Annotated in this window: 1 protein-coding gene; it reads right to left on the bottom strand. The window is 77.0% G+C overall.

Annotated elements, in window-relative coordinates; translation table 11 throughout:
* Positions 1–3316 (bottom strand): PAS domain-containing protein (locus E4099_RS30595; RefSeq protein WP_167828542.1); only part of this gene is annotated, 3316 nt, incomplete at its 3' end.
* Positions 3317–3431 lie beyond the last annotated feature (115 nt).

The following is a 3431-nucleotide window of genomic DNA, read 5'->3' as shown; positions in this document are numbered from 1 at the left end:
GGTCGGTGGCCCGGACCGGTGCGCCGGCCGGACCGGGAGCCGGGTACGGGGCGTCGCCGGGGCCGCCGGGTGCCGGGCGGGCGGCGTCGCCGGGGCCCTGGCCGCGCCTGCCCGGTGCCGGGTGCGGGGTGTCGTCGGGGCGGGCAGCCCGCGGGCCGGCGCCCTGCGGCGTGCCCGGGAACGGACCGGGGCCACCCGCGTGTTGGGCCCAGTCGCCCTGCCGGTGCGCGCCGCCGGCAGCGTGCGGTGCCCCATCGGGACCGCCCTGGGCGGGCACCAGCCCGGCCGGGGCCAACCCCGCCGGCAGCGCGCCCTGCGGCGTGCGGTCGGCCTCGGCGGGCGGCAGGGCGAACGGCGTCCGCCCGCCGTCCGGCGCCGCGGCTGCCTGCGGGGAGAGCTGCTGAGACGCCGCGCCCTGGCCAGCCTCGGGGAGTGCGGGACGCGCCCGCCGGCGGCCGGTACCCGGCGCCACCGGCTGCGGCTCGGCCGTACCGTCCGCCGCGAGTCCACCCGGTTGCTGCCCGCTGTCGGCGGTCGCCGGCGGCAGCGCGAACGCGGCCCGACCGGGCCCCGCGGCCTCGGGCGGCTGCGGCGCGCCCGGCGCACCGGCCACGGCCCGGCGCGCACGCCGGCCGGTCGGTGCCGGATAACCGGCGTCCAGCGGTACGCCCGTCGCGGGCACCGGCTGGGGCCCACCGGTCGGCATGTACGGACCGGCCGCCTGGTGCGGATCCCCGCCGGCGGACTGCTCCTCCTGCGGATCGCGGCGCGCCCGCCGCCGACCCGTGGGCGGCGGTACGGCGGCCGAGCCGCTCTCCGTACCGTTCTGCGCCCCGGCTCCCCGCGGGCCGACGGCGCCTGGGCCATCGGGCCGAGCCTGGGCGGAACCGCCGATTCCGGCAGTGGCCTCCCGCGCGCCGCCCGTCGTGGCTCCGGCCGGTCCTGCCACGGTGCCGTTCCGCGCGGCCGCACCCGGCCCGCCGTGCCGGTCGCCCCCCACGGGGCCCCGGGCACCGGCACCGTCCGCCACGCCCTGGGCGTTGCCCGCCGAGCCTGGCGCGCCGGCGCTCCCGGCCAGCACGCCACCGGGGCCGCCATGTGTGCCGCTGGTGAAAGCCTCTCCCGGGCCGCCGTGAGTGCCGTGTGCGAGCGCCCCGGCGGGACCGCCCACCGTGCCGTCGGCGAGTGCCGGGTCCGATCCGTCCGCCATGTCACCGGGCAGCGGGGCCGCATCCGCGCCCCCCGCCCGATTGCGACGCGCCCGGCGGCCCATCGCGGCCGCAAGCCCGCTCGGGCCACCTGCCACCCGGGTCCGGCCGCCCTGGCCGACGCCGTCTTCCACGGCCTCACCGACGCCGACGCCGGAACCACCGATCCCGGCAGCACCGATCCCCGCAGCACCGACGCCGGAGGAACCCGTGCCTCCGGCGGCACCGCCCGCCACAGCGCCGCCGACAGCCACGCCCGGACCACCTGCCGCGGTCCCGACCTGCGCGGCGGTCTCGGGGGAGTCCAGGGAGGCACCCGCCACCGTGCCGTCGGCCGAGCCGGCTCCGGCAGCCGTGGCCCCAGTAGCCGCACCTCCGACAGCCGTACGTCCGGCGGCCGTACCCCCGGCAGCCGTGCTTCCGGCACCGTCACCGGCCGGGATGCCATCCGCGGCCGCGGCGGCCGCCGCCGTGAGCGGGACCTCCAGCACATAGGCGCTGCCGTGTCCCCCGGGCAGCTGGTGGGTCTGGAGCACGCCGCCGTGCCGACGCACCACGCCCCGGACGATCGGCTGATGGACCGGGTCGCCGCCGGGGTACGGGCCGCGTACCTCGATCCGCGCCACCTCGCCGCGCTGTGCCGCCGCGACCACGATGGTGGAGTCGCCGGTGGCGGCGCCCGCCGCGTGGCCGGTGGAGTCGACGCCCGCCACATCGGCGATCAGATGGGCCAGTGCCTGGATCAGCCGCTCCGGATCCACCTCGGCCTCGATCGGCGGCGCGTGCACCGCGAACTGCGCCCGGCCGGGGCCGATCAGCTCGACGGCACCCTCCACACCGGCGGCGATCACTCCGTCCAGGGTGACCGGGTGCCGGTCGAGTTGCTCCTGCCCGGCCTCCAGGCTCTGGAAGCTGAGGACGTTGTCCACCAGGGTGGTCATCCGGGAGTAGCCGGCGGCCAGGTGATGCAGGATCTGGTTGGCCTCCGGCCACAGCTGCCCGGCCGGGTCCGAGGCGAGCGTGCCCAGTTCGGCACGGAGCTGGAGCAGTGGTCCGCGCAGCGACTCGCCGAGCACCGCCAGCAGTTGCGCGTTCCGCTCCGACAGCGACCGCTCCCGCTCGGCGTGCCGGGCCTCCAGTGCCCGGGCGCGCTCGTTCTGCTCGGCCAGCATGGTGTCGTAGCGCTCGGTCTGTTCGGCGAGCATCGCGTCGTAACGCTCGTTCTGCTCGGCCAGCATGGTGTCGTAACGCTCGGTCTGTTCGGCGAGCATGGTGTCGTAGCGCTCGTTCTGCTCGGCCACCATCTGGTCGTACGCACGGCGGTCGGTGAACGTCATCACCGCGCCCACCAGCTGGTCGCCGTCCCGCACCGGAGCGGTGGTCAGGTCCACCGGTACCTGGTCGCCGCTCTTGGACCACAGCGTCTGCCCGCGCACCCGGTGCTTGCGGCCGGAGCGGAGGGTGTCGGCGAGCGGGGACTCCTCGTACGGGAAGGGCGTGCCGTCCGGCCGCGAGTGGTGCACCAGCGGGTGCAGCTCCTGCCCGCCGAGATCGCTGGCACGGTAGCCGAGGATCTGCGCGGCGGCCGGGTTGACCAGCACCACCTTGCCCTCGGTGTCCACGCCGACCACGCCTTCGGCGGCGGCGCGCAGGATCATCTCGGTCTGGCGCTGCTGGCGGGCGAGTTCGGCCTCGGTGTCCACGGTGCCGGTCAGGTCGCGCACCACCAGCATCAGCAGCTCGTCGCCGGTGTAGCTGTGCTGGTCGGCGTAGGGGGTACGGCCGTCCTCGAGATTGGCGCTGGTCACCTCGACCGGGAACTGCACCCCGTCGGTTCGCCGCGCGATCATCCGAGTCGGGCGGGTACGCGCGGCCTCGGCGTCGGTCGGGCGCCGCATCCCGCCGGGGATGCGCTTGGAGTCGAAGGCCGGCAGCAAGTCCAGCAGTCCGCGGCCGACCAGCGCGGTGCCCGGCGTCTCGAAGGTCTCCAGTGCGATGTGGTTGGCGTTGACGACGGTGCCGTTGCAGTTCACCAGCAGCAGCGCGTCGGGGAGGGCGTCGAGTATGGCTGCGAGGCGAGCAGCGCCTCGGGATGGCCTGCTGCTCACGACGACGCTTCCTCCCTGGTTACCGCATCCTGCCGACACCTGCGGCCGTGTTGCCGTCCGGCCCCCGGGATGTCGCTAGGGGGGAGTCTACGGGCAGGGGGAGCGGCGGCGAGGG

The organism is Streptomyces palmae (genome assembly GCF_004684805.1).
GTDB classification, from domain to species: domain Bacteria; phylum Actinomycetota; class Actinomycetes; order Streptomycetales; family Streptomycetaceae; genus Streptomyces; species Streptomyces palmae.
The sequence above is the reverse complement of the archived record's forward strand: the minus strand, read 5'-3'. Positions and strand labels throughout refer to the sequence as shown.